Source organism: Streptomyces sp. CNB091, from assembly GCF_000377965.1.
The window spans coordinates 108,065-129,081 of the sequence record NZ_KB899013.1 but is presented as its reverse complement, the minus strand read 5'-3'; the positions used below and the strand labels follow the sequence as shown (position 1 = coordinate 129,081).

General features: G+C 70.7%; 15 protein-coding genes, 1 pseudogene and 1 CRISPR repeat array. Of the genes and pseudogenes, 8 read left to right on the top strand and 8 right to left on the bottom strand.

The annotated features are described in order from the left end of the window. Window positions 1–263: 263 nt before the first annotated feature. Window positions 264–1,367: a methyltransferase domain-containing protein gene (locus D581_RS0132910; protein ID WP_018961373.1), complete on the bottom strand. Its 1,104-nt coding sequence runs from the start codon at window positions 1,365–1,367 to the stop codon at window positions 264–266. Next, on the bottom strand, window positions 1,364–1,498 hold the full coding sequence (locus D581_RS1000000142370) for a hypothetical protein (protein WP_018961372.1): 135 nt from the start codon (window positions 1,496–1,498) through the stop codon (window positions 1,364–1,366). Before D581_RS1000000142370 ends, D581_RS0132910 begins: the two co-directional genes overlap by 4 nt. A gap of 465 nt (window positions 1,499–1,963) precedes the next feature. Between D581_RS1000000142370 and D581_RS0132900 the strand changes: the two genes are divergently transcribed. The 3 genes from D581_RS0132900 to D581_RS0132890 are packed head-to-tail and all read left to right on the top strand — an operon-like array spanning window position 1,964 to window position 3,603. Continuing rightward, complete coding sequence (locus D581_RS0132900; RefSeq protein ID WP_018961371.1) at window positions 1,964–2,227, top strand: hypothetical protein; 264 nt, start codon at window positions 1,964–1,966, stop codon at window positions 2,225–2,227. Beyond that, complete coding sequence (locus D581_RS0132895; RefSeq protein ID WP_026291119.1) at window positions 2,196–2,726, top strand: DUF6879 family protein; 531 nt, start codon at window positions 2,196–2,198, stop codon at window positions 2,724–2,726. Before D581_RS0132900 ends, D581_RS0132895 begins: the two co-directional genes overlap by 32 nt. 25 nt (window positions 2,727–2,751) lie before the next feature. Beyond that, window positions 2,752–3,603 (top strand): Scr1 family TA system antitoxin-like transcriptional regulator, encoded by an 852-nt coding sequence (locus D581_RS0132890; protein WP_020679264.1) that lies wholly within the window; start codon window positions 2,752–2,754, stop codon window positions 3,601–3,603. A gap of 91 nt (window positions 3,604–3,694) precedes the next feature. After that, a CRISPR array of direct repeats spans window positions 3,695–4,087; the repeat unit is 27 nt; unit sequence GACCACCCCCGCGTGCGCGGGGACCAT. 298 nt (window positions 4,088–4,385) lie between these two features. Here the strand turns inward: D581_RS0132890 and D581_RS0132885 are convergent. Further along, window positions 4,386–5,486 (bottom strand): hypothetical protein, encoded by a 1,101-nt coding sequence (locus D581_RS0132885; RefSeq protein ID WP_018961368.1) that lies wholly within the window; start codon window positions 5,484–5,486, stop codon window positions 4,386–4,388. A gap of 490 nt (window positions 5,487–5,976) precedes the next feature. Further along, a pseudogene (locus tag D581_RS1000000142365) lies at window positions 5,977–6,236 on the bottom strand (ArsR/SmtB family transcription factor). A 213-nt stretch (window positions 6,237–6,449) separates the two neighbouring features. On the opposite strand from D581_RS1000000142365, the gene D581_RS0132875 reads away from it, so the two are divergent. After that, window positions 6,450–7,952 carry a carboxylesterase family protein gene (locus D581_RS0132875; protein WP_018961366.1) on the top strand — a complete coding sequence of 501 codons (1,503 nt, stop codon included), beginning with the start codon at window positions 6,450–6,452 and terminating at the stop codon, window positions 7,950–7,952. A 23-nt stretch (window positions 7,953–7,975) separates the two neighbouring features. On the opposite strand, the gene D581_RS0132870 is transcribed toward D581_RS0132875, so the two are convergent. Further along, a complete protein-coding gene (locus tag D581_RS0132870) occupies window positions 7,976–9,754 on the bottom strand; it encodes an MFS transporter (RefSeq protein WP_018961365.1) in 1,779 nt (592 codons plus the stop codon). A gap of 496 nt (window positions 9,755–10,250) precedes the next feature. Here D581_RS0132870 and D581_RS0132865 point away from each other — a divergent pair, with 496 nt between their 5' ends. Continuing rightward, complete coding sequence (locus tag D581_RS0132865; protein WP_026291117.1) at window positions 10,251–11,039, top strand: ABC transporter ATP-binding protein; 789 nt, start codon at window positions 10,251–10,253, stop codon at window positions 11,037–11,039. After that, complete coding sequence (locus D581_RS0132860) at window positions 11,036–13,621, top strand: ABC transporter permease (RefSeq protein WP_018961363.1); 2,586 nt, start codon at window positions 11,036–11,038, stop codon at window positions 13,619–13,621. The genes D581_RS0132865 and D581_RS0132860 overlap by 4 nt, the downstream gene beginning before the upstream one ends. A gap of 235 nt (window positions 13,622–13,856) precedes the next feature. On the opposite strand, the gene D581_RS0132855 is transcribed toward D581_RS0132860, so the two are convergent. Then, the gene (locus D581_RS0132855) at window positions 13,857–14,612 is read right to left on the bottom strand and encodes a nucleotidyltransferase domain-containing protein (RefSeq protein WP_078625986.1); all 756 of its coding nucleotides are present in this window, start codon (window positions 14,610–14,612) and stop codon (window positions 13,857–13,859) included. Between the two features lie 489 nt (window positions 14,613–15,101). Between D581_RS0132855 and D581_RS0132850 the strand changes: the two genes are divergently transcribed. Continuing rightward, a complete protein-coding gene (locus D581_RS0132850; RefSeq protein WP_018961361.1) occupies window positions 15,102–15,482 on the top strand; it encodes a peptidase inhibitor family I36 protein in 381 nt (126 codons plus the stop codon). A 127-nt stretch (window positions 15,483–15,609) separates the two neighbouring features. On the opposite strand, the gene D581_RS0132845 is transcribed toward D581_RS0132850, so the two are convergent. Together D581_RS0132845 and D581_RS0132840 are read right to left on the bottom strand one after the other, a co-directional pair. Continuing rightward, window positions 15,610–15,969 (bottom strand): hypothetical protein, encoded by a 360-nt coding sequence (locus D581_RS0132845; RefSeq protein ID WP_032753457.1) that lies wholly within the window; start codon window positions 15,967–15,969, stop codon window positions 15,610–15,612. 144 nt (window positions 15,970–16,113) lie between these two features. Further along, the gene (locus D581_RS0132840) at window positions 16,114–16,791 is read right to left on the bottom strand and encodes a response regulator transcription factor (RefSeq protein WP_018961359.1); all 678 of its coding nucleotides are present in this window, start codon (window positions 16,789–16,791) and stop codon (window positions 16,114–16,116) included. Window positions 16,792–17,421: 630 nt separating this feature from the next. Here D581_RS0132840 and mfd point away from each other — a divergent pair. Next, entirely contained in the window at window positions 17,422–20,955 is a 3,534-nt protein-coding gene (mfd, locus tag D581_RS0132835; RefSeq protein WP_018961358.1) for a transcription-repair coupling factor, read from the top strand. The last annotated feature ends 62 nt before the right edge of the window (window positions 20,956–21,017 follow it).

Genomic DNA, 21,017 nt, shown 5'->3' with positions numbered 1-21,017 from the left:
CTTCAGGGGTGTTGACGGTGCCGGCCTCGGCTCGGGTGTCGTGCTCGCGCATCCACGTTATGCAGACCTGCCGCCCGCGAACTGTCCGGCATTGCGCCGGACCGGACGGTGGCCGGACCTCTGATCAGCGTCTCCGACGAACACCCCCGGGCCCGGTGACACCACCCCCCAGGTCATTCCTTCGACAGGGGGACACAGTCATGCCGAGCCCGGAGGCCAGCGGCTCCGTTGCGGAACCACAGAAAACATAACGGGGGCGGGCTCTACCCGCGCCTCGCCTCGATCACCGCATGCGGTTCACGCAGCCATATCTGCTGGCCGCAGTCGGTCACGGTCAGCCCGAACAGTCCCGGGTCCGGGCTGCCGAGTTGCTCGTACTCCCGCCATGCCGTCTCGATCTCCTCCCACATCAGGCCAGGCCCGTACTGCCACACGGCCTCGCCCGTCGCCGTGGTGGCGGCAGCCCCGCTCTCGTGGCTCACCCACACCCGGGCGCCGTCCGCGGTCCCCGTGCCGCTGACCCGGACGCCGGGCAGGCGGGCCCCCGCGTACAGGGCGAACCCGAGGTCGAGGGTCCGGGCGGGGTCGAGGCCCGCGGCGCGCTGCCGGCCCTTGCCTCCGATCTGGTGCTCGGCCGGGCGGTGCGAGCGCATCGGCATGTACATCGCCGACCCGCAGACCGGCCCGATCGCTGTTCCGTCGTCCTGGACGTGGAGCTGGACCAGTGCGCCGGACCAGAAGTCGCGGGCGAGCGGGGCGACGATGACGCCGCCGGGCCGCACCTGCCGGACCAGGGTGTGCGGGACGTACCGGAGGGCACACGTGGCGATCAGGCGGTCGACCGGGTCGATACCGGGGAGCTGCTGCTCGCCGTCACCGACGTGCAGATGCGGCCGGTATCCGGCCCTGGCAAGGTGATCCGCGGCCTGTTGAGCCAACACGGGGTCCAGCTCGACGCTGTAGACCTGCTCCTCGCCGAGCCGCTCGCAGAGCAGCGCGGCAATATGCCCGGTCCCGGTGCCAATCTCCAACACGCGGTGCCCGTCCTCGATGCCGAGGAGCCCGAGCATCCGGGCCACCATCGACGGCATGGAGTTCGACGACGTCGCGATGCCGGGCCCACCCTCGATCCCGTCGTCGAGCTGCGTGACGACCGGCTCGTCGGAGTGGACCAGCGCCGCCCGGTCGTCCGTCCCGATGACCGGTTCACACCGGTCCGGGAGCTGCCGCCAGACGGCCTGCGGAAGGTAGTCGGCGCGCGGCACGGCGTCCCAGACCCTCCGCCACTCCGGGCTGAGCAACCCTCGCTGGTCGAGGCCCTGCACGAGTGCGGCGTAGGTGGGCATCTCCTGCTGTGCCGTACTCACGACTGCGGGCTGTGCTTCTGCGGGCGGCTTCCGTCCGGCGACGGGGCCGGGGCGGGGTCCGGCACCCAGGGCTTGTCCGACGGCTCTCCGCCGTGCTTGCCATCGTCGGCCCGTGCGATGTGCGTGGTCATCCTGTCTCCTTCGTGAGCGGGAGCGTGGCCGTGCCGGAGCAGGGTCACGCTGTGGTCAGGGCAGTGGGCGCCGGTGTCGTCCTCGGCGGGTAGGTGTGCATGCCGCCGTCGGCGTAACACCACGTCATCGTCTGTGTGTCTGGCACGCGGGGCACTCGAAGGCGAGGAACTGGTGCGAGGCCTCCGGCTGTTCGAGGGGGCACGACCTCTGCCCCCTCGCGCACGATGAGGGTGAGCCCGTCGCGGCCCCCTCGTACACCTTGATCGTCATCGCGGGTGTGCCCCCGTCGCAGTCGGTGAGATATGCCCGACCGTAGGGACCGCCTGTGCGTGCACACCAGCCATGTGCAGATATGTGCGCACGGCCCTCTTCGGGAGGCCACCGCAGGAACGCCCTCTTGACCTCGCCCTGGGTGTGCCTGACGGTGTTGCACACAACTGCACACCCCCAGCCGGAGGTGCCACATGTCGTTACAGTTCATCGGAATCGACCCGCAGACCGGCGACGACGAGAGTCCGACCGTGTGGATCGACCAGGGGAAGGGCGAGCTCGTCATTCAGGGATGGAAGCCGAGCCCCGACCTCGAAGCCGAGTGCGCCGCCCTCGAACTCCCCGGGCACGCCGTAGGGATCCCGGACACCGAAGCCGTGGTCCGCATCCCCGCCAGGATGGTGGACATGATCAGGGAGGCGTGCGATGCCCTCGAACGTGCCAACCACGTTCGCTGACCTCCTTGCCCAGTGTGAACGGTCCGCTGTGCACCTGGAGATGCGGGACGTCTACGCCGTCGACAAGGAGAAGGGCCCGTTCGCCGAATGGCGCGCCGGCTTCCGCCACGACCCAGCAGACCGCGCGTCCTGGTGGCGGCCCTGGCTCGACCTGGTCGCCGAGACCGTAGGGCGCGGCGTCGTCATCCGCCGGGCCCGCATCGTGTCCGAGCCCCTCAGCGAGTACATCCGCTACGAGTACTCCGGCACCTTCACGAACATCGAGGCCGGCGAACAGGTGCGGTGGCTGCCCCGCCGCCGCGCCTCCGACATCGCCCTGCCCGGCAACGACTTCTGGCTGTTCGACGACCGCCTCGTCCGGTGGAACCACTTCGCCGGCGACGGCTCGTCGCAAGGCCCGGAGCACACCACCGACCCGTCAGCAGTGAAGCTGTGCGGCGAAGCGTTCGAAGCCGTGTGGGGCCGAGGCGTACCGCACGATCAGTACGAGATCCGCTGACGACCGCACCCGGACAGGCCAGCACATGACCACATCCCCCTCCTCCTCGGCCCAGGCCGCGCGCGAAGTCGTCGCAAAGCGATTGCGCGACCTCCGCAGGGGAGCCGGGCTCACGGTCACCGAGCTGGCCGCCGGGTGCGGCTGGCACCACGCCAAGACGTCCCGCATCGAGAACGCCCGCACCGCCCCCTCTGCCGGCGACATCCGCCGCTGGTGCCGTGCTGCGGATGCGGAGGCACTGGCCGAAGACCTCATCGCCCAGTCGCTCCACGCCGAGTCGATGTACACGGAGTGGCGCCACCAGGTCCGCCACGGACTCAAGCAGTTGCAGAACAGCTCCGCCGCGTTCTTCCGGCAGACCGAGCTGTTCCGCGTCTACTCTTCCTCGCTCGTCCCGGGCCTCCTCCAGACCGAGGGGTACGCGGCTGCCGTCCTCGGAATGAGCGCCCGCTTCCGCGAACTGCCGGTCGACGACAGTGCCGAAGCTGCCCGCGCCCGGGTCGACCGCTCGCGCATCATCCATGAGCGGGGCCACCGCTTCGTCCTCCTCATCGAGGAGGCCGTACTCCACTACCGGATCGGCGATGCCGACGCGATGGCCGCCCAGCTCGGCCACCTCCTCACCGCCGGAGCCCTCCCCGCCGTGTCCCTCGGCATCATCCCGAAGACGGCGCACCGCGAGCAGTGGCCGCGCGAGACGTTCCACCTCTACGACAACTCCCTCGTCTCCGTCGAGCTGCTCTCGGCCCGGGTCCGCATTACCCAGCCCAGCGAGATCGCCTTGTACGCGAGAGCGTTCGAGGAGCTGCGGCAGACTGCGGTGTATGGCGCAGCAGCGCGGGCCCTGGTGGTGAAGGCCATCGACTCCCTCGGCTGACCCCGGGCATGGCCCCCACCGGCGAACTTTTCTTCCAGCGGTCGTCGCAACACCCCAGCTCAGGGGATGCAGTTGGGGCACGATGAGGCGGGACCACCCCCGCGTGCGCGGGGACCATTGCTGGCTGCTGACGGAGTTCTGGCCGAGGATGCGACCACCCCCGCGTGCGCGGGGACCATCCGTACTTCTCGCAGGCTTCCAGTGACCCGAAGGGACCACCCCCGCGTGCGCGGGGACCATAGGACGTTGTACCGGTACTCGCCGTGCGGCACGGGACCACCCCCGCGTGCGCGGGGACCATCTCGGCACAGCAAGCGCAGCGTCCATCTTGGAGGGACCACCCCCGCGTGCGCGGGGACCATCGCCAGCGCCCTGAACATGGTCAACGGGCAGCTGGACCACCCCCGCGTGCGCGGGGACCATCTCGACCTGGAGTTCATCGCCACCGACCCAGGGGGACCACCCCCGCGTGCGCGGGGACCATAGTTCGTGACCTGCGGGTTTATGTGGCCGAGGGGCTGTTTTTACCCACTTCCCGAGAAACGGACATATCTCCTCGATGCGGCAAACCGTCCTGGCCTGGAGTTGGGCATGTGCAGGGGTGATTCTGCCCTCTGCCGGTCGTGTGCGGTATCTCGTCTCTGCAAGAGGGAGGGCGTTTGTCGTGGTTTTCGGGATCTTGCGGAGGTGGATGGCTGTCGTGCGGGAGGTTCGGGGATCTGTCGTGCGCTGTGCCCGTGGCTTGTGTCGGTCGGGGGGCGAGTTGGTCGTGGCGCTCGTGTTCAGACGGGTTTGAGCAGGTCGCGGAGGTTGCTCATGTGGGCCTTGACGTCGGCGATCTCGGCAGGGTGGGGCGGGGGCTCGTCTGCCGGAGTGTGGGCGGTGCGGCAGGGGCGGCAGAGGCCGTCGGGGAGGGCTTCTGGCTGTCCGGGGCGTCCGCAGTCGGTGCATTCCATGAGGATGCGGCGGGTTGGGCCGGGGGTGGCGGGTCGGGTGTTTTCGGTGGGGAGTTGGGGTGGGATCTTGTCGGTGAGGCGGCGGCGAACGAAGCCGAGAGGGCTGTCGACGTGGGCGGGGAGCCCTGCGGTCAGTGCACTGGTCAGGTAGTCGACGCTCACGCCTCTGGCGAGCCATTCCGTTGCCTGTGGTTCCAAGATTGCGCAGTCATCGGCGGAGAGGGCCAGGCGGTGGTCGTCGCGGCCGAGGCGGGCCAGCGCGAGGTAGGCGGGGCTGGCTTCGACGGCGTGGGGCGTCGCGTGAACGGTGGCCGGGGCGGGCGGCGTTGGCGGCTCGGGCTCGGTGTCCGGGGTCCGGGCCGGGGTGCGCTGGTGCGGTACGGCGGTGGGCCCGGGGGCCGGTTCCGTACCGCTCCCCTCCGGGGCGGGCAGCGGCGGCGGTTCCTCAGCCGGGACCCATGGTGGCGGCGGGGCCGCGTTGAAGGCAGGCGTCTCCGGTACGGGGGCTGCGGCCAGGGCGGCCTGCTCGGTGGCGAGGTAGGCGTTCCACCACTCGTTGTCCCGGGCCGTGCGCGACCAGAAGGTGCGGAAGACCCAGCGGGTTTCGTCGCCCGCACCGACGGCCGCGCACCGGACGCGCCGCAGGTGCCCGGCGACGGACAAGGCGGTCAGCGAGGTGGAGATGGCCTGCTGGCCGTAGAGCGGGAGCTGTTTCGCCAGTGTCTTCACGCTCATCGCCGCGCCCTCGGGGAGGTGGTCGACGAACCCGGCGACATACCGTTCTCGCGTCGGCAGGAGGGCGAAATCGTTGCGCGTACGCGGGCGTTGGTCGGGCGCGGAGCGCTTGCCGTAGCCGGGCTTGGCCATCGGGTAAGCGGCGGAGAGTGCGGGGGCGGGCAGGGCGGAGCTAGTGTGCTGGGTAGCCACGGGATCGGCTTTCTGGGTATCGATCTTGCGGTGAGACCCCGGCCGGTGCGACTAACACCGTGTCGGGGTCGTTTAGTTCTCGCACCGTAAGCAGTCGTGACGCTGTGCCGCAAGCTGTCACGATTAGTCATACTTGCTGACCGTTACGGGGGTGGGGAGGTAGGGGAGGTTTTCCCAACCTCCCTCTTCTACCTACCGGTTACAGAAGGCGCTCGAACCTCGGGTCCCGCATCCCGACGCCCGAGTCGCGGCACCCGAGCTTCGGGCCGGAGCCCCGCTCACGTACCCCCAGAAGAGTGACCCGACCGCCCCGAAGCCCGGGGCCCGAAGCCCGAGCCCCAAGCCTCGGGGGATGCCTACAAATTGCGGGGGACGCGTCGCGGGACGGGCTTAACGGTCTCGACGTCGTGCTGTTCCTGCTCGGGGGCTGCGGCTTCGCCCTCGGCAAGCATCACGGCGGCCCCGTCGGAGTCTCCCTCGTCTGGCTCGCTCAGCCGCACGTGGACGTGGGCAAGGCTCTGTAGCGGCCCTGGCGGTGCGTGACGACCAGGCCCGCTGCCTCCAGGACGGCCAGGTGCTGGCTGACTGCCTGGCGGGACAGGCTCAGGCCGTGTCTGGTGGCCGGCCGGGCGCGTACCTCGAACAGGGTCTGACCGTTCCGTTCCGTTCCGTTCCGTTCCGTTCCGTCAGTTCGTCCAGGATGTGGCGCCGCGTGGGGTCGGCCAGAGCCTTGAAGGTATCGCCTGCCATGCCCCCAGGATAGGCAAGTTTCAACTTGCCTATCAAGATAGTGGTGCCTCGTATCCACGCGGATGACATCGCGTCGGCCGCCGGAGCCCCCGGCCGTCGGTGCCGCTCCGCACGCCCACGGCGCCCGGCCGGGAAGCCGGTCCGGACGGAACGAATGGAGTCCTCATGATGACAGGCAAACCATCGACAGCCGAAGCCGGAAGTGCGGGCCCGGTGGCTCGCACCGCGTCCGGTGCGGTCCGCGGAAAAGCGGAGGGCGGCCTGGCCGTCTTCCGCGGCATTCCCTACGCGCGACCGCCGGTCGGCGAGGCGCGGCTTGGCGCCCCCCGCCCCCCGGAGCCCTGGGACGGCGTACGCGACGCGTCCTCCTTCGGTCCGCCGCCGGTGCAGACCCCGATGCCGATGGTTCCGTCGGCCACGGCGGCGACGGATGCGCCGGGCGGCGACGACTGGCTCACGGTGAACGTCTGGACCCCCGAACCGGCAGCGGGGGCGCGGCTGCCGGTCATGGTGTGGATCTACGGCGGCGGCTACACCATGGGCATGTCCAGCGAGTACGACGGCGCCAGGCTCGCCCAGGAGGGCGAGGTCGTCCTCGTCACCCTCAACTACCGGGTCGGCTTCGAGGGGTTCGGCCACATCGAAGGCGCTCCCGCCAACCGCGGCCTGCTCGATCAGATATCCGCGCTGGAATGGGTACAGGAGAACATCGCGGCCTTCGGCGGCGACCCCGGCCGGGTCACGGTCTTCGGCGAGTCCGCAGGGGCGGGTTCCGTCGCCGCTCTCCTGGCTATTCCGCGCGCCCGGGGACTGTTCGGCCGGGCCATCGCGCAGAGTGTGCCCGGAACCTTCCTCTCACCGGAACTGGCAGCGGACATCGCCTCCACCATCACCTCCTCCCTGGGGGTGGAAGCGACCATCACGGACCTCGCCGCCCTGTCGCCGGCAGCCCTCGCTCAGGCCACCGGCGCGCACGCCGCCGCATCCCGGCAGTACGCCCGGCGCTGGGGCGCCATCGCCGACACCTCCATGCTCATCTGCCCCGTCGTCGACGGCGACGTCCTGCCGGCGGCGCCCTGGCAGCCCGTGGCCGCGGGCTCGGCCCGCCAGGTGGAGCTGCTCACCGGACACACCCGCGACGAGTTCCGTTTCGCCCTCTTCCTCGGTGGACTCCTCGGCAAGGTGACCGATGATCAGGCGCGTGCCGCGCTCGGCACACTGGCCCCAGCCCCGGACGGCGAGCGGGCCTATCGCGAGGCCTTCCCGGACGCTTCGGCCGAGCGCCTGTACGAACTGGTGCACTCCGACTGGCTGTTCCGCATGCCCACGGTCCACCTCGCCGAAGCGCAGGCCGAGGCCGGCGGCCAGGTGCACGTCTACGAACTCACCTGGCCCGCGCCCGCCTTCGGCGGCATCGCCGGGGCCTGCCACGGTCTGGACGTCCCGCTCACCTTCGGCGACTTCACCACGGAGTTCAGCGCCACGTTCATCGGCGACGAAGCCCGCGACGAGGCCGAGGCCGTGTCCGCCCACTTCCGCCGGGCATGGACCTCCTTCGCCACGGACGGCCACCCGGGCTGGTCCCCGTACCGGGCCCCGAGCCGCCTCACCCGGCTCATGGACACCGATCCGGAGATCGCCCCGTACGCCAACGAGGAATCCCGCCGCATCTGGGCGGACCACGCCTTCGCGGCCATGCCCCTGCTCAACCCGTAGAACGGTTCGAAGAGCGCCGGGCCCTAGGAAGGGCTGTCCTGCCGGTCCGCCGCCCCCGCGGTCCTCGGGGCGGCGGCGGTCTCCGTAATGACCGGGAAGCGGCGCGGGGCCAGGGTGATCAGGGCGAGCAGGGCCAGGGCGGCGGCTCCGGCGGCCCCGATGTAGACGTGGTCCACCGCGGCGTCGACCGCCCGGCGCAGGTAGTCCGTCGCCGCCGCCGAGAGGGTGCCGGGGTCCTCCAGGGCGCGGGCGACCGCGTCCAGGTCGTCGGGGAGGCCGGCCACCGGGGCGTCGAGGAGGCGGGCGGCCAGGACGCCGTTGGCGACGGCCCCGAAGACCGCCGCGCCGATGCTCTGGCCGACCTGGCGGCAGAAGAGGACGGACGCCGTCGTCGTACCGCGCTCCGCCCAACCGACCGTCGACTGGACGCCCACGATCAGGGGGAGTTGGAAGAGGCCGAGCGCCGCGCCGAGCAGGAGCATGAGCAGCGCCGGGTGCCAGGGCTCCCCGGGGTAGGGGAGCAGGGGGAAGGCCAGCAGGATCAGCAGGGCGGCGCCGATGCCGATGATCGCGGTGAGCCGGAAGCCGATGCGGTTGTAGACCCGGTCGGACAGGGCTGCCGTGACGGGCCAGCTCAGCGTCATCACTGAGAGCACGAAACCGGCCGCTATCGGGCCGAGGCCCAGCACCGACTGGGCGTACGTGGGGAGGAAGACGGTCGGCGCGACCATCAGCAGGCCCAACGCGCCGAGCGCCAGGTTGACCGAGGCGATCGTGCGCCGCCGCCACACCCAGCCCGGGATGATCGGCTCCGCCGCCCGCCGTTCGATCACGACGGTGAGCGCGGCCAGCACCGCGCTCGCCCCGAACAGGCCGAGCGAGGGCGTCGAGAGCCAGGGCCAGGCGACACCGCCCTGTACGAGCGCGGTGAGCAGCAGGGCGCCGGTCGCGAAGACGGCGAGCGCGCCCGCCCAGTCGACGCGGGGCCGGACGGCGGGGCGGGGGCGGGCGGGTTCATGGAGGTGACGGACCACCAGCCAGAGGGCGATCGCCCCGACCGGGAGGTTGATCAGGAAGATCCACCGCCAGTCGGCGTACCCGGCGAGCAGCCCGCCGACCACCGGCCCGGCGACCGCGGAGGTGGCCCAGACCGTCGACAGCTTCGCCTGGATGCGCGGGCGTTCCTTCAGTGGGTAGAGGTCGGCCGCGATGGTCTGGACCGTGCCCTGGAGCGCGCCGCCGCCCAGGCCCTGGACGATGCGGAACGCGATGAGCGCGCCCATGTTCCAGGCGGCCGCGCAGAGGATCGAGCCGATCAGGAACAGGATGATCCCGGCTATCAGGACCGGCTTTCGGCCGAAGGTGTCGGAGAGCTTCCCGTACAGGGGGAGCGTGACCGTGACGGCCAGCAGATAGCCGGAGAAGAGCCAGGAGAAGACGGTGAACCCGCCGAGGTCCCCGACGATCTGGGGGACGGCGGTGGACACGATGGTGCCGTCGATGGCCGCCAGCGCCATGCCGAGCATGAGCGCCGCCACGACGGGGCGGCGGCCCCGGGGGGTGGTGAGGGCGGGCGGCGCGTTCGTGCCGTCGCCGCCCGCGCCGGGGCCCGTACTGGTACTCGCGCCCGCGCCGGGGCCCGTACCCGTACCTGCACCCGCGCCGGGGTCGGCATCGGCGTCCGCGTCCGTACCGGTTCCGTCCGTGCCGGTTCCGCTCGGGCCAGTCCCGCCCGTGCCGGGGGCGGAGCTCGCCGCTGTGCCGTCCGCGCCCACGTCGCTCTCGTCGTCCGTGCCGCTCACCGGGTTTCCTTCCCTATGCACGTATCTCCCGGGGCACTGTCTCATCCGGGAGCGCCGTACGGGGCGGGACGAGGAGAACGGTCGAGGGTCCGGCGAGGGGAAGGGCAGGGGAAAGACAGGGGAAAGGGCAAGGGAAAGGCACGGTGGGCAAGGGGGGCAACGGCGGACCCTTCCGCTCCGCTTGGGTGGCCGCCCCGCCCGAGGTCCCGCCGGGGCGAACGGTGCCCCTGACCTCGCCTCCCTCTCGGGGACGAGTCCCCTAGGGGGCGCCCCCTCATAGTGGCCAGGGCCCGTTCCTCCCGGCGGAGGACGTGGCGCCGGGGGGCGTTTCCTTAACCTGTTCTTACGTCGCCGCTGGGGCCCATCCCAGGGAGGCAGGTGGGGAAAACCCCACCTGAAGACTGCGCTGGGCACCATCGCGCCGGACACCGTCCAGAACCCAGACTCGGACCGTACCCAATGACGTCCAGTCATCGATCGACATAGGAGAAACACCGTGACAACGGCTGTGACCATTCCCAGGCACGGGGGCACTGGAGGGCGTACGGCCGTCGCGGCGCGAGCGCGGCAGGTCGTGAAGGCGTACGGGTCCGGGGAGACCCGGGTCGTCGCGCTCGACCACGTCGATGTGGACATCGCCCGCGGGCAGTTCACGGCGATCATGGGCCCGTCCGGCTCCGGCAAGTCGACCCTGATGCACTGCCTGGCCGGGCTCGACACGGTGACGTCGGGCGAGATCTATCTCGACGAGACCGAGATCACCAAGCTCAAGGACAAGAAGCTCACCCAACTCCGGCGCGACCGGATCGGGTTCATCTTCCAGGCGTTCAACCTGCTCCCGACGCTCAACGCGATCGAGAACATCACGCTTCCCATGGACATCGCGGGCCGCAAGCCCGACGCCGCCTGGCTCCAGCAGGTCGTGGACACGGTCGGGCTCTCCGAGCGCCTCAAGCACCGCCCCACCCAGCTCTCGGGCGGTCAGCAGCAGCGTGTCGCCGTCGCCAGGGCGCTGGCCGCCCAGCCGGAGATCATCTTCGGTGACGAGCCCACCGGAAACCTGGACTCCCGCGCCGGGGCCGAAGTCCTGTCCTTCCTCCGCAAGTCGGTCGACGAGCTGGGCCAGACCATCGTCATGGTCACCCACGACCCCGTCGCCGCCTCCTACGCGGACCGGGTGCTGTATCTCGCCGACGGTTCCATCGTCGACGAGATGCAGAACCCGACCGCGGACCAGGTCCTCGACCGCATGAAGCACTTCGACGCACGTGGGCGGACGTCATGACTGTCTGGAAGACCTCGGTGCGCAACTTCCTCGCGCACAAGGGCCGGATGGCCCTCTCCGCCGTGGCGGTGCTGCTGTCCGTGGCGTTCGTCTGCGGCACGCTCGTCTTCACCGACACGATGAACACCACCTTCGACAAGCTCTTCGCGGTGACCTCGCCCGACGTCACCGTCAGCCCGAAGACGGCCGGCGAGGCCGACGAGCAGCCCGACGACGGCAAGCCCGCCTCGCTGCCCGCCTCCGCCGTCCAGGAGGTCGCGAAGGTCGACGGCGTGAAGAAGGCGGAGGGCGCCGCCGTCTCCATGGCGGTCACCGTCGTCGACAGCGAGAACAAGAACATGGGCTCCGAGACCGGAGCCCCCACCATCGCGAGCAACTGGACCGAGAACGACCTGCGTTCGATGGAGATCACCTCCGGACACGCACCCCGCGGCCCCACCGAGGTGATGGTCGACGCCGACACCGCGAAGAAGCACAAGCTCAAGACCGGTGAAGAGCTGCGCATCATCGTCGCCACCGGTGACATCACGGCGAAGATCAGCGGCATCGCGTCCTTCACCGTCACCAACCCGGGCGCGGCCATCGTCTACCTCGACACCGCCACCGCCCAGAAGCAGCTGCTCGGCGACCCCGACGTCTTCACCCAGATCCTGGTGAGCGCGGAGAGCGGCGTCAGCGACACCCAGCTGAAGAAGAACATCGCCACCGCCCTCGACGGCTCGGGCGCGTACAAGCTGCAGACCCAGCAGGAGGCCTCGGAGGCCAACAAGGACTCCATGGGCGCCTTCCTGGACGTCATGAAGTACGCGATGCTCGGCTTCGCCGGAATCGCCTTCCTCGTCGGCATCTTCCTCATCGTCAACACCTTTTCGATGCTGGTCGCCCAGCGGACCCGCGAGATCGGTCTCATGCGGGCCATCGGCTCCAGCCGCAAGCAGGTCAACCGTTCCGTGCTGGTGGAGGCGGTCCTCCTCGGCATCGTCGGCTCCCTGCTCGGCGTCGCGGCCGGCGTCGGCCTCGCCGTCGGCCTGATGAAGGCGATGGGCGCGGTGGGCATGGAGCTGTCCACCGGCGACCTCACCGTCGCCTGGACGACTCCGGTGGTCGGCCTCGTGCTCGGCGTCGTCGTCACCGTCCTCGCCGCGTACATCCCCGCCCGCCGGGCCGGCAAGGTCTCGCCGATGGCCGCGCTGCGCGACGCCGGGACCCCCGCTGACGGCAAGTCCGGCTGGATCAGGGCCGGTATCGGCCTGTTCCTGACGGCGGCCGGCGGTGCGGCCCTGTGGGCGACGAGCCAGGCGGACAAGGCCACCGAAGGGTCGATGTTCCTCGCCCTCGGCGTGCTGCTGACCCTGATCGGCTTCATCGTGATCGGCCCGCTCCTGGCCGGTGTGGTGGTGCGGGCCCTGAGCGTCGTCGTCCTGCGGCTCTTCGGCCCGGTCGGCCGGCTGGCCGAGCGCAACGCCCTGCGCAACCCCCGGCGTACGGGAGCGACCGGGGCCGCCCTGATGATCGGGCTCGCCCTGGTGGCCTGCCTCTCCGTCGTCGGGTCCTCCATGGTGGCCTCGGCCACCGAGGAGCTCGACAAGTCGGTCGGAGCGGACTTCATCGTCCAGGACAGCGGCGCCGGGCGGCCGATCGTGCCCCAGGCCGCCGAGGCCCTGGACGCCGTGCCGCACCTGGAGCACATGACGAGCTACACCTACCTCAAGGCGAAGATCACCGCCCCCAACGGAAAGACGGAGGACGACGGGATCACCGCCACCGACCCGACGTACCAGCAGGACGTCCGGCGCACCGCACTCTCCGGCGACCTCTCGAAGGCGTACGACAAGAACGCCATGTCCGTCGGCGAGGACTACGCCGAGAAGCACGGGGTCAAGGTCGGCGACACCCTCACCGTCGCGTTCAAGGCGGGGGAGACGGCGAAGCTGAAGGTCGTCGCCATCACCTCCGACGACACCAACATCGACCGCGGCGCGATGTACACCAACCTCACGACGGCGACGTCATACGTCCCGGCCGACCGGATGCCGCAGAACGTGGCCATGTTCGGCAAGGCGGAGGAGGGCAAGGAGAAGGAGGCGTACGCGGCCCTGAAGAGCGTCATGGCCGAGTACCCCGTCTACAAGGTGCAGAACCAGGCCGACTTCAAGGAAGACCTGAAGGACCAGATCGGCCAGTTGCTGAACATCGTGTACGGCCTGCTCGCCCTGGCGATCATCGTCGCGGTGCTCGGTGTGGTGAACACCCTCGCCCTGTCCGTGGTCGAACGGACCCGCGAGATCGGCCTGATGCGCGCCATCGGGCTCTCCCGCCGCCAGCTGCGCCGCATGATCCGGCTGGAGTCCGTGGTCATCGCCCTCTTCGGGGCGCTGCTCGGACTCGGACTCGGGATGGGCTGGGGCACCGCGGCCCAGAAGCTGCTGGCGCTGGAGGGACTGGAGGTCCTGGAGATCCCGTGGCCGACGATCCTCACGGTCTTCGCCTGCTCCGCCCTCGTCGGACTGTTCGCCGCTCTCGTCCCGGCCTTCCGGGCAGGCCGGATGAACGTCCTGAACGCCATCGCGACGGACGGATGAGCCGGCGTCCTCCCGACTGCGGTGACCCCCTGGGCGTCACCGTAGGATGACCCGCAGGCCCCGGGACGTTCCTCCAAACGTCCCGGGGCCGAGCGCGTTTCCCGCCCCGGCAGGCGATGGACACCACCGGAAGTCCTCGGGCTCAGCTGAGCTCAGTAGGTGTATTGCCATCTGCCGAGATGCCGAGATGCCGTGACCGCTGGCATCGGTGGCTCTGACGTTGGTGTTCAAGGTGTCAGCGGTCGACGTAGCCTTCGCGGAGAGGGCCGCCTGTCAAGTTCAGCACTCGCATGACTGAAGTCGTCAACGGTGTCGGGTCAGCGTGTCTGGCCAGGGCGAGGTGTCCGTCGAGTAGGTGCTGGCCCAGGTCGGGATCAGCTGCTTTCAGGCGCCTGGGCAGCCATTTTCCGGCGCCGTTCCACGTGCGATGGTGCGCGGTGAGCAAATGCGCCGCTTCGCGCAGGACTCGGTCTGCCACCGCCAGCTGTTCGTGTGGGTCGCTGTGGGGGCCGGTGTCGGTGAGGTCGTCCAAGAGGTCTGTGAGCAGGGCTAGCTGGGCATCGCGCTCGGGCCCTGTCAGGGCATCTGGGCCTGCTGCCAACAGGGCTTTCGCTTCTTGGCGAAGCGCCTCGACATGACCGTCGGCATCGTGGAGAACGATGGAATCGGCGAAGAGGAAGAGTGCTGTGGCCCTGCGCGTTGTGCGGCTTTCCGCGAAGGCGGTTCGCAGGTCGGAGCGACTGTTGAGAAAGACCTCGGCCAAGCGGTCGTCGTGACGAAGCACCTCACGACGTCTCCTGCCGTGATCAGGCAGAAGGACGGTGATGTCGAGGTCACTGCTGGGAGTGGACTGACCGCGGGCGGCGGAACCGCCCAGCACCGCGCCGGTTGCTTCCGGATAACGCGCGGAAACGAGTCGGGCAGCCGCACGGACGTCTGCGGCCGCTTGGTCGGAACCGAGCCCCTGGCAGGGGTGGGGCTGGAGATTCATGGCCGCCATCGTGCCAGGTCGGGTCGGGTCAGGGCCGCTTCGAGCGAGCACCGCAGTGGCCCTGACCCCGGGCGGAGCAGGTCGCTTTCGGCGTCAGGTCGCTGTCGCCCGCCCCGACCCCAGCGCGCGAGCTGCTCGCGCTGCTGGTCGCTCAACTTCTCCCGCCTGCTGCGGGTGTTGCTGACCCAGGTGTCGAGCCGGACCGGTCCGCGACTGCCGCCGTTCGGTGCGGGCCGCGCGAAGGGCCTTCAGCCTGATGCGCGGCTTCTACGGGGGCGTGGATGTGCGCCGGTGCGCAAGCCGGTACGTGCCGGCCTGGCCGAAAGCGCCGAGCGCTCGGCTGTGGGGGTGGTTCTGACTGCCGTGCGGGTGGGGGAAGGCTTGGCGTCCTGCCGGCAGGCGTAGGAGGGAGGTGATCAGACCGGAACTGTTCCGGTCGCTGGATGCGGACACCCGTTTCGGGGAGTCCGAAAGCTTGGGGAGTGCGTAATGAAGTTCAAGGCTGCCGCGCTGGCTGCGGCTCTCACCGCCGGACTGACCATGACGGCCGTGCCGGCCGCAGCGACACCGACGGCACCGGGCGTCCAGGCCGCCTGGGACTGCCCGGCGGGCAATATCTGCCTGTACGACGAGGCAGGCGGTGTGGGGCGCTTCTACACCGCGACGGACGGCTGCTGGTTCGACAACATCGGTCTCGCGGGCGGCGGTGACCGGGCCACATCCGTCTTCAACCGCACCGGTCACCGTGTGAACCTCGCGAACTGGAACGGCAGCGCCTGGGAACACCTTGTCCACGCCAACCCCGGCGAGGGCTTCACCCTCCCAGCCTCGGCGGACAACAGGACCGACGCCGTCCACGTCATCTGCTGACACCATCCCGCAGCTACCCCCTGGCACGGGACGCCGGTCAGGGGGCCCTGTCCAAAGTCGGAGGTCGACAACCCGCGACGGCAGCCGGCTGGTCGCCGAGCGGGAGATGCACACCGCCGAGAATCGGTCACGCGGCGTAGAACCACATGGTCGTCCCCATGACCAGGGGGATCGGACACGCCAGGACTGCCAGCAGGAGGCTGCGTGTGTCAGCGGACATGCGTTTCACCGCCGGCGTCAGGCGGACCGCGACGAGCACGGCCGCACCACCGAACGGGCCGGCGAAGCAGTGCAGGAGGAAGCCCCCCACCGGCATGCCCTCCGCCGCGCTCCACAACGCTGTCATCCCGACCATGAAGCCCAGGAAAGCGAGGGACGACATCGTCAGCACCCACAGCCCTGCGGCAAGGAGCACCACGGGGGTGCGCCGACGCGGCGGAGGGATCCGGGCGGGTCCGTAGAGAGCGTCGTACGTGCGAGGGTCCATGCCCTGATCCTCGCCAGTTCCTCGCCGCCCGAGCATGAGGTGCATTACTCAAACCGAGCGCCACCTCGTGCTTACTCAGTCGTCCCGCTCAGACTGAGCTCAGGTGCAGCCGTGCCAGGTCCAGCCGTGCCAGGTCCAGCCGCGCTAGATCCAGCCGCGCTCCCGGGCCAGCAGTGCGGCCTGCGCCCGACTGGCCGCGCCGAGCGTCTGCAGCAGATCGGCGACGTGCCGCCGATAGGTGCGTACCGACACTCCCAGCTCCCGTGCGCCCGCCTCGTCCTTGCCGACCGTGCACATCGACACCAGTACCCGTCGCTCGATGCCGGAAGGGCGAGGGGCGGCAGCGCCCTCGGCGCTCCCCGGGCCGTCGCCCGCCCGGGGCAGCTCGTCGGCCGCCTGGTCCCAGATTCGTTCGCACAGGGAGACGATGCTGGAGACCAGGCCGCTGCGGTGGGCGAGAAGCGCTCCCCGCGAGGTGTCGGGAGGCGGCGTACCGGCCCCCTGCTCCGCGCGTAGACCGTCAATGACGTGCCGCGACCGGGTGACGCGACGCAGCTCCTGGTGGAGCGCGTGCAGCCGGAGGTCCACCAGCCGGGCGAGGGCCACCTCGGGATCCGCCGGGAAGATCCGCCGCTCGGCGTCCTCGTCGCGCAGCAGCCCCAGCTCCTGGAGCCGGGCGATCCGGGCGTGCGCCTCCCGGGGGCGGGAGTGCGACAGGAGGGGGAGGTCGTCGGCGTGGGTGCCGGGGTTGCGCAGGAAGTGCCGGTAGATCTCTTCCTCGGCCTCCGGGACCCCGAAAGCAGACAGCTCGTTCTCGCCCACGTACGCCCCCGATGCCTGGTGCCGTGGAGGCGTACGCCGAGGGGATCGCCCCGCGCCGCCCGTCCCGGCCGCTGCTCGCTCCGCCCGTGCCCCGTGCCGTTGACCGCGCCCTGTGCCCTGTGCTCCGTGCTCCGTGCTCCGTGCCGTTGACCGTGTCCCGTACCGCATGGGTGGCGCGCCGGTCGATGTATCCGTCCGCGTGTTCGTGCAATGGTCGGGCAAAGACTAGACGCTCGGGACACTCCTGTGAGGGCCCCCGGCAGAACTGCGCCCGGGCCGGAGACGAACGGTGCGCGACCGGCGACGAGCGGCGGTGACGGCGCGACGGGCGGCGGACCGGGCGTGAACCGGGCGCCCCGGACCGGGCGTGAACCGGGCGGCCCGTCCGGGGACACGGGCGGCGGGACGGGGGCGGGACGGCATCCGCACGGCGGTGGCACCGACCGCGGGCTCACCGGTTGCGGGCGCGGCTGTCGTCCCCGGGTCGTACTCTGGAAGCCACCCCGGCCCCCGGGGGTGCCCGGCGGTCCGGGCACTCCTGACGTGTCGGGCCCTTCGCGTTGCCCCGGTAGCAGCCGGCTGCCGGTGAACCCTGAGCCGCACCTGATCTGAACCCCGGACGGAAACTTCATGAGTCTGCACGGTCTGCTGGATGTCGTCGTTACGGACCCGGCGCTCGCCGAGGCGGTGAAGGCCGCCGGGGACGGGCACCGGGCCCACGTCGACCTGGTGGGCCCGCCCGGCGCGCGGCCGTTCGCCGTGGCCGCGCTGGCCCGGCAGACCGGCCGGACCGTGCTGGCCGTCACCGCGACGGGCCGGGAGGCCGAGGACCTGGCCGCCGCCCTGCGCACCCTGCTGCCGCCGGACACCATCGCCGAGTACCCGTCCTGGGAGACCCTGCCCCACGAGCGGCTCTCGCCCCGCTCGGACACCGTGGGTCGCCGCCTCGCCGTGCTGCGGCGCCTGGCGCACCCCCGCGAGGACGACCCGGAGACCGGCCCCGTCTCCGTCGTCGTCGCGCCGATCCGCTCCGTGCTCCAGCCGCAGGTCAAGGGGCTCGGCGAGCTGGAGCCCGTGGCGCTGGCCGGCGGGCAGAGCGCGGATCTGGGGGAGGTCGTCGACGCGCTGGCGGCCGCCGCGTACTCCCGGGTCGAACTGGTCGAGAAGCGCGGCGAGTTCGCCGTACGCGGCGGAATCCTGGACGTCTTCCCGCCCACCGAGGAGCACCCCCTTCGGGTGGAGTTCTGGGGCGACGAGGTCGAGGAGATCCGCTACTTCAAGATCGCCGACCAGCGGTCCCTGGAGGTCGCCGCGCACGGGCTGTGGGCCCCGCCCTGCCGCGAGCTGCTGCTGACCGACCAGGTGCGGGAGCGGGCCGCCGTGCTGGCGGAGGCCCACCCGGAGCTGGGTGAGCTGCTCGGCAAGATCGCGGAGGGCATCGCGGTCGAGGGCATGGAGTCCCTGGCCCCGGTCCTGGTCGACGACATGGAACTGCTGCTCGACGTCCTGCCGCGGGACGCGATGGCGATCGTCTGCGACCCGGAGCGGGTCCGCACCAGGGCGGCCGACCTGGTCGCCACGAGCCAGGAGTTCCTCCAGGCGTCGTGGGCGGCGAGCGCGGGCGGCGGCGAGGCCCCCATCGACGTGGGCGCGGCCTCGCTGTGGGGCATCGCGGACGTCCGGGACCGGGCCCGCGAGCTGGACATGATGTGGTGGTCGATCTCGCCGTTCGCGGCCGACGCCGCCGACCACGACGACGACACCCTCCAGCTCTCCATGCACGCCCCCGAGGCGTACCGGGGCGACACCGCCCGCGCGCTCGCCGACACCAAGGGCTGGCTGGCCGAGGGCTGGCGCACGGTGTACGTGACGGAGGGCCAGGGCCTCGCCACCCGTACGGTCGAGGTGCTGGGCGGCGAGGGCATCGCCGCCCGCCTCGACGCGGACCTGGCCGAGCTCACCCCGTCCCTGGTGCACGTCTCCTGCGGGGCCATCGAGCAGGGGTTCGTCGACCCGGCGCTGAAGCTCGCGGTGCTCACCGAGACGGACCTGACCGGTCAGCGCACCGCCACCAAGGACCTGGGCCGGATGCCGGCCCGCCGCCGCAAGACGATCGACCCCCTGACGCTGGAGGTCGGCGACTACATCGTCCACGAGCAGCACGGTGTCGGCCGGTACGTGGAGATGGTGCAGCGCACGGTCCAGGGCGCGACCCGCGAGTATCTGCTCGTCGAGTACGCCCCCGCCAAGCGCGGCCAGCCGGGCGACCGTCTCTACATCCCGACCGACCAGCTGGAGCAGGTCACCAAGTACGTCGGCGGCGAGGCCCCGACGCTGCACCGGCTCGGCGGCGCGGACTGGACGAAGACGAAGCAGCGGGCGAAGAAGGCGGTCAAGGAGATCGCCGCCGACCTGATCAAGCTCTACTCCGCCCGGATGGCGGCCCCCGGCCACGCCTTCGGCGCGGACACCCCCTGGCAGCGGGAGCTGGAGGACGCCTTCCCGTACGCGGAGACGCCCGACCAGCTGTCCACGATCGCCGAGGTCAAGGAGGACATGGAGAAGACGGTCCCGATGGACCGGCTGATCTGCGGCGACGTCGGCTACGGCAAGACGGAGATCGCGGTCCGGGCGGCGTTCAAGGCGGTCCAGGACGGCAAGCAGGTGGCGGTCCTGGTCCCGACGACTCTCCTGGTCCAGCAGCACTACGGCACGTTCACCGAGCGCTACTCCCAGTTCCCGGTCAACGTCCGCGCCCTGAGCCGCTTCCAGTCGGACACCGAGTCCAAGGCCACCCTCGAAGGCCTCAGGGACGGGGCGGTCGACCTGGTCATCGGCACCCACCGCCTCTTCTCTTCCGAGACGAAGTTCAAGGACCTCGGCCTGGTCATCGTGGACGAGGAACAGCGGTTCGGCGTCGAGCACAAGGAGCAGCTGAAGAAGCTCCGCGCCAACGTGGACGTGCTCACGATGTCAGCGACCCCCATCCCCCGTACGCTCGAAATGGCGGTCACCGGCATCCGCGAGATGTCCACGATCACCACCCCGCCGGAGGAGCGCCACCCGGTCCTCACGTTCGTCGGCCCGTACGAGGAGAAGCAGATCGGCGCGGCGGTCCGCCGTGAACTCCTGCGTGAGGGCCAGGTCTTCTACATCCACAACCGGGTCGAGTCCATCGACCGGGCCGCCGCCCGCCTCCGCGAGATCATCCCGGAGGCCAGGATCGCCACGGCCCACGGCCAGATGTCGGAGGCGTCCCTGGAACAGGTGGTGGTGGACTTCTGGGAGAAGAAGTTCGACGTCCTGGTCTCCACGACGATCGTCGAGTCCGGTATCGACATCTCCAACGCGAACACCCTGATCGTGGAGCGCGGCGACAACTTCGGCCTCTCCCAGCTGCACCAGCTGCGCGGCCGGGTGGGCCGAGGCCGCGACCGGGGCTACGCCTACTTCCTCTACCCGCCCGAGAAGCCCCTGACGGAGACGGCCCACGAACGCCTGGCCACCATCGCCCAGCACACGGAGATGGGCGCGGGCATGTACGTGGCGATGAAGGACCTGGAGATCCGCGGCGCGGGCAATCTGCTCGGCGGCGAGCAGTCCGGCCACATCGCGGGCGTCGGCTTCGACCTGTACGTCCGCATGGTCGGCGAGGCGGTCGCCGACTACCGGGCCCAGATGGAGGGCGGCGAGCAGGAGGAGCCTCCGCTGGAGGTCAAGATCGAGCTCCCGGTCGACGCGCACGTCCCGCACGACTACGCCCCCGGCGAGCGGCTGCGCCTCCAGGCCTACCGCTCGATCGCCGCGGCCTCATCGGAGGACGACATCCGCGCGGTCCGCGAGGAGCTGACCGACCGCTACGGCCCCCTGCCCGAACCGGTCGAGAACCTCCTCCTGGTCGCGGGCCTGCGCATGCTGGCCCGCGCCTGCGGCGTCGGCGAGATCGTCCTCCAGGGCTCCAACATCCGCTTCGCCCCGGTGGAGTTGCGCGAGTCCCAGGAGCTGCGGCTGAAGCGCCTGCACCCCAAGACGGTCATCAAGCCGACCGCCCACCAGATCCTGGTCCCGCGCCCGACCGCCGGGAAGATCGGCGGCAAGCCGGTCATCGGCCGCGAACTGCTGGCGTGGACGGGGGAGTTCCTGACGGCGATCCTGGGGTCGTAGCGCCGGGTGCTGCGTGAACGATCGGGCCCCGCCGGGCTGACCGGCGGGGCCCGATGCGTCTG

Excerpts from the sequence above, each read along its gene's own strand:
- mfd (WP_018961358.1), top strand. The coding sequence starts at position 17,422 with ATGAGTCTGCACGGTCTGCTGGATGTCGTCGTTACGGACCCGGCGCTC.
- D581_RS0132890 (WP_020679264.1), top strand. The coding sequence starts at position 2,752 with ATGACCACATCCCCCTCCTCCTCGGCCCAGGCCGCGCGCGAAGTCGTC.
- D581_RS0132900 (WP_018961371.1), top strand. The coding sequence starts at position 1,964 with ATGTCGTTACAGTTCATCGGAATCGACCCGCAGACCGGCGACGACGAG.
- D581_RS1000000142370 (WP_018961372.1), bottom strand. The coding sequence starts at position 1,498 with ATGACCACGCACATCGCACGGGCCGACGATGGCAAGCACGGCGGAGAG.
- D581_RS0132895 (WP_026291119.1), top strand. The coding sequence starts at position 2,196 with ATGCCCTCGAACGTGCCAACCACGTTCGCTGACCTCCTTGCCCAGTGT.
- D581_RS0132860 (WP_018961363.1), top strand. The coding sequence starts at position 11,036 with ATGACTGTCTGGAAGACCTCGGTGCGCAACTTCCTCGCGCACAAGGGC.
- D581_RS0132845 (WP_032753457.1), bottom strand. The coding sequence starts at position 15,969 with ATGGACCCTCGCACGTACGACGCTCTCTACGGACCCGCCCGGATCCCT.
- D581_RS0132850 (WP_018961361.1), top strand. The coding sequence starts at position 15,102 with ATGAAGTTCAAGGCTGCCGCGCTGGCTGCGGCTCTCACCGCCGGACTG.
- D581_RS0132855 (WP_078625986.1), bottom strand. The coding sequence starts at position 14,612 with ATGAATCTCCAGCCCCACCCCTGCCAGGGGCTCGGTTCCGACCAAGCG.